Source organism: Catonella sp. (assembly GCF_052169795.1).
Taxonomy (GTDB): domain Bacteria; phylum Bacillota; class Clostridia; order Lachnospirales; family Lachnospiraceae; genus Catonella.
Genome location: NZ_JBQNBU010000119.1, coordinates 1 through 5,128, shown reverse-complemented (window position 1 = coordinate 5,128; position 5,128 = coordinate 1). Strand labels below are relative to the sequence as shown.

At 37.2% G+C, this 5,128-nt stretch carries 5 protein-coding genes; all 5 read left to right on the top strand.

The genetic code is table 11. The features are described 5' to 3' along the window. The first annotated feature begins 180 nt into the window (after positions 1-180). Positions 181-951: an ABC transporter permease gene (locus ACTTKP_RS11085; protein WP_442553964.1), complete on the top strand. Its 771-nt coding sequence runs from the start codon at positions 181-183 to the stop codon at positions 949-951. A gap of 66 nt (positions 952-1,017) precedes the next feature. Then, complete coding sequence (locus ACTTKP_RS11080) at positions 1,018-1,989, top strand: taurine ABC transporter substrate-binding protein (RefSeq protein ID WP_442553963.1); 972 nt, start codon at positions 1,018-1,020, stop codon at positions 1,987-1,989. Beyond that, positions 1,976-2,698 (top strand): ABC transporter ATP-binding protein, encoded by a 723-nt coding sequence (locus ACTTKP_RS11075; RefSeq protein ID WP_442553962.1) that lies wholly within the window; start codon positions 1,976-1,978, stop codon positions 2,696-2,698. Before ACTTKP_RS11080 ends, ACTTKP_RS11075 begins: the two co-directional genes overlap by 14 nt. 54 nt (positions 2,699-2,752) lie before the next feature. After that, a complete protein-coding gene (locus ACTTKP_RS11070; protein ID WP_442553961.1) occupies positions 2,753-4,024 on the top strand; it encodes a YeeE/YedE family protein in 1,272 nt (423 codons plus the stop codon). Positions 4,025-4,058: 34 nt separating this feature from the next. Further along, a partial coding sequence (locus ACTTKP_RS11065) for an FAD-dependent oxidoreductase (RefSeq protein ID WP_442553960.1) occupies positions 4,059-5,128 on the top strand: 1,070 nt, incomplete at its 3' end.

Sequence of the window (5,128 nt, the reverse complement as noted above, 5' to 3'; positions counted from 1 at the left end):
AAAAAAAAGATAAAATAAAAATTCTTATTGATTTAATGGTATAAAATGATATAATTAGAATGTTGAACAAAAAAAATGATAATTTATTAACGATTTTAAATAAAACAAGAGGAGAAACTATTTAGTTATTTATAAGGATAGTGAATCGTTATATAATTTGAACAAAAAGTGGGGGTAGATTTGAAGATTAAAGATAATCGCATAATAACAATTACTACAATCGGTATTATTATTTTAATTTGGGAGTTGATTACCTCTCTTCATCTTGTTGAGTCTCTCATTGTTCCATCGCCGAAAACTGTGGTTTCTGCTTTTTTTGAGATTTTACAAAAAGGTTATAAAAGACAATCTTTGTTATTTCACTTAGGTTCCAGTTTATATCGTTTACTTGCAGCCTTTGTACTTGCTACGATAGTTGCAGTACCGTTAGGTTTGTGGGCGGGTTTTAGTAAAAAGGCAAGGGCAGTTTTTGAACCAATTGTTGATTTTGTAAAACCACTTCCGCCTCTTGCGTACTACACGCTTTTAGTACTTTGGTTAGGGATTGGAAATGAGTCTAAGATAGCTCTTTTGTTTGTTGCTTGTTTTACCCCAATTTTTATTGCGAGTGCAGCAGGAGTGACAAGACTTCCCGAAAGATTTTTGAATTGTGCATATAGTTTAGGCTCTTCTCATGGACAGGCTTTTCGCAAGGTGGTTTTTCCTGCGGCACTTCCCTCTATTTTAGTAGGAATGAGGACGGCACTTGGAGTTGGCTATACTACATTGATTTCTTCCGAAATGGTGGCGGCTACTTCAGGAATTGGTTGGATGGTGCTTGATGCCAGCCGTATTATGCGTTCCGATGTTATTTTTGTTGGAATTTTTTTGATGGGGTTTACGGGTATTCTTATGGATATTGGGCTTAGAAAATTAGAGAAAAAATTAGTGCCTTGGAATGGGAAGGAGTAGTTCTTTTTGAAACGGTTATTTTTAGTTTTGATGTGTTTGGGATGTCTCTTTTTTTCGTCAGGCTGTATGGAAAAAAGAGTTTCTAACGGTTATCCTACAAAAATTGTAATTGGAACACAACAACTTCCAAATGATGAAATGTTAGCTATTGTTAAAGGGTATTTTGAAGAAGAATTTAAGTTGCCTGTGGAAATTTTGGAATTTCAGGCAGGGGATATTCGGAATGCTGTTGTATCAAAAGATATTGATTTTGCAATGCTTGGAAGTTCTTCTGCTATCCTTGGTTTTGCAAATGGAATGAAGGTGGAATGTATTTGGATTCATGATATTATTTCTACCGCTGAGCAGCTTATTGTAAGAAAAGATTCCGGTATAAAAGAGCTGAAGGACTTGAAAGGAAAAAAACTTGCGGCACCGTTTACTTCGACTGCTCATTACAGTATTTTGAAAAGCCTTGAAGTGGCTGAGATAAAAGAAGAAGATGTGACACTTTTTGATATGCAGATGCCCGAAATTTATAGTTCCTTTATTCAAAAAGAAATAGATGGAGCTTATGTTTGGGAGCCTACACTTTCAAAAATGGTAAAAGATGGAGGTTATTCCGTTATTACAAGTGAAGACCTTGCAAAAAGAGGAATGATTACAGCAAATGTTGAAATTGTAAGAAAAGACTTTGCAAATCGTTATCCGGAGCTTGTAGTGAGTTATTTAAAAGCGTTGAATCGGGCAAAGATAGATATAAAAAATAATCATGAAAATGTTGTAGAGGTTCTATCGGATTATTTGGGACAAACGAAGGAAGAGGTTGATATTCAGGTGAAAGGCTCAATTCATCTTGATGCTAAAGAGTTGATTCAGAAAAAGTATCTTGGAAATAGCAGAGAAAGAGGAGATTTTACTGATACAGTAATTGATACTGCACATTTTTTATATGAACAACAGTCTTTAACAGATAAGCCTGATATAGAAAGGCTTGAAACCTTTATTGAGCCTAAGTATGCGGAGATGTTGGTGGAGGAAATAAATGGAAGAAAGTAAACTTTTAAAACTTGATAAGGTGAGTATGGAGTTTTCAGATGGAAAAGATAACCTTCAAGTTTTAAATGATATCAGTATAGAGGTAAATAAAGGAGAGTTTATTACGATTTTAGGGCCTTCCGGTTGTGGAAAGAGTACACTGTTAAATTTGATTGCAGGCTTTGAAAAGCCACTTTCCGGTGAAGTGTTGTTTTTGGGAGAGAAAGTTGAAGGACCGGATTTTAACAGAGGTTTTGTATTTCAGGATCCGACTCTTTATCCATGGCTTACGATAAAAGATAACATCTCTTTTGGTTTGAAGATGAGAAATGTTGAGAAGGAAACAATTGAAAGACTCTGTTCGGATTTTATTAAGGAAGTCGGGCTTGACGGTTTTCTTAATCGCTATCCTCATGAATTATCCGGAGGAATGAAACAGAGAGCAGCACTTGCAAGAGTTCTTGTAAATAAACCTATGATGATGCTTATGGATGAGCCGCTTGGAGCTCTTGATGCAGTCACAAGAAAGAGTATGAGAGAGCTGATTAAATCCCTATGGGAACATACGGGATGCACCATTATTATGGTGACACATGATATTGAAGAAGCACTGGAGCTTGCTACAAGACTGATTGTCTTAAAATCAAGACCAAGTTATATTGTAAAGGAATATACTGATTTTTCTGATGAGGAAAAAATCACGGAAGAGATTTGGCAATGGTTAAAGTAGAAAAGTTCGTGTTTTCAAAAAGAAACTCTAAAAATTATATAGGGAGGTAATACTATGAAACAAGAGTTTATGAAAAGCAAGGTAGAGCCTGTTATAGGTTGGCTGCTTTTAGCGGTACTGCTTTTCGCATCGACACAAATGAAGGTGGGAAGCAGACTTTTAGTGGGTCTGGGCTTCGGTTATGTACTTATGAGGGCTTATACGGGATTTGCCGGTTCTGTAAACCGTGCTTTTCGTGGCGGTTCTACAAAGCTTATGAGGTCTATGGCACTTATGTTTTTCGTTTCTGCTGTTCTTTTTGTGGCACTGATGTATTTTAATGGAGATCCGGAAAGCTATAAGCTTTCTGTAAAGGCTATTAATTTAGGCCTTGTAATCGGAGCATTATTGTTCGGTTTTGGTATGGCACTTTGTTCTTGCTGTGCTTCCGGAGCTTTAACAGACCTTGCAAACGGAACTCCCAGAGCGATTGTCACTCTGATTTTCTTCTTTCCGGGTGTATATCTCGGTTTCCGTCTTCAGCATACTCAGAGTTGGATTAAGGATACTTTATTCAGCTCAAGTTCTTATCAGGGAAAGGGTGTATTTCTTCCGGATTTATTCCCAGGCGATCCTTTAAATGGTTATATCGGAGGTCTTGTTCTTACAGGAATTTTCTCTTTGGCTCTTGTAGGCTATGCTTTCTGGTATGAGAAGATGAAAAGAGCTAAAAATGAGTTTTCAGGTATCGGCATGGAAACAGTACAGGAAACTCCTTTTGAACTTGATACAAAAAACGGAAAATTCTTTAGTAAAGATACTTATTACTATATTTTTGCAAGACCTTGGACATTAAATCAGGGAGCTATCGGTCTTGCTGTTATGGCTACTGTTGTACTTGGAGTAACTAAAAAGAGTTGGGGTGTTACTACCGCTTTTGGTATTTGGTTTGGTAATTTCCTGCAGTTATTCGGTGTTAGTTCCGAAACACTTGCAGAATTTGCACAGATGCCTCCTGATGATTATGCCAAGCCTTTCTTAGAGTATGGCGGTGGTATACAGAATATAGGTATTTTCATTGGTGCTGTTATGTACCTTCTTATGGCGGGCAGATTTGTGTTCGAGTTTAAGGATGGAATTGCAGATTTTAAAGTGAAAGATATTTGGCTCTTCGCTCTTGGTGGATTCATCATGGGATTTGGAACAAGACTTGGTAACGGTTGTAATGCAGGAGCTCTTTTTGCACCAATATCCAATATGTCACTTTCAGGTTGGATTTATTTAGTATTCCTGTTTGTGGGCGGTTTTATAGGAAATAGGTTCTTTGTGAAGTGTAAAGTAAAATAAAACTAATTATAAAATTAAAGGAGGAAAATTTGTTATGGGCAAGAGGATTTTAATTGTTGGTGGTGTAGCAGGTGGAGCATCTGTAGCTGCGAGAGTTCGTAGATTAGATGAAAGTGCAGATATTACGGTTTTTGAGAGGGGACCTCATGTATCTTTCAGTAACTGTGCACTTCCTTATTTCCTTTCCAGAAAGATTGCAAAGAGTGATAACCTCATTCTTATGAATCCTACACAGTTTAAGAAGCAGTATAATATTGATACTCGTGTAGAAAATGAAGTCATTTCTATTGATAGGGCAAATAAGAAAGTTAAAGTAAAAAATCATGCAGATGGAACAGAGTACGATGAGTCTTATGATGAACTTATACTTTCTCCGGGTGGAGAAGCCATCCTTCCTGCAAGTATCGAAGGCATCGGTAATGAAAATGTCTTTGTTGTAAAAAATGTAGTGGATATCAGAAAACTTGATGATTATATTCAGGCTCATGGAGCAAAGAATATTGCTGTAATCGGTGGTGGTTTCATCGGTGTAGAGGTAGCTGAGAACCTTGTAGAAGCCGGATTTAAAGTTTCTCTTGTAGAGGCTATGGATCAGATTATGGCTCCTTATGATAAAGAATTGGTACATGTTCTTCATAAGGAAGTGATGGATCATGGAGTAAACCTTATTCTTAGTGATGGAATCAAGGCTATAAAAGAGAAAAATATCGTGCTGGATTCCGGAAAAGAAGTAGAAGCAGATGTTGTAGTAATGGCAATCGGTGTGAAGCCTGAAACAGCTCTTGCAAAAGCAGCCGGTCTTGAGATTGGAGAGCAGGGCGGAATTTTAGTGGATAGTCATTATCAGACAAATGATCCACATATTTATGCAGTGGGAGATGCAATTGAAGTAACCGATTTCTTCTCAGGAAAGCAGACAAGACTCCCTCTTGCTTGGCCTGCACAGATGCAAGCCAGAGCAGTTGCAAATCATCTTTATAGAATTCCTTCTGTTAATAGAGGTTTTATGGCAAGTTCTACCGTGCGTATTTTTGATATGTATGCGGCAAGCACCGGTATGAATGAAAAGACTCTGAAAAAAGAGGGAATTCCTTACGATTATGT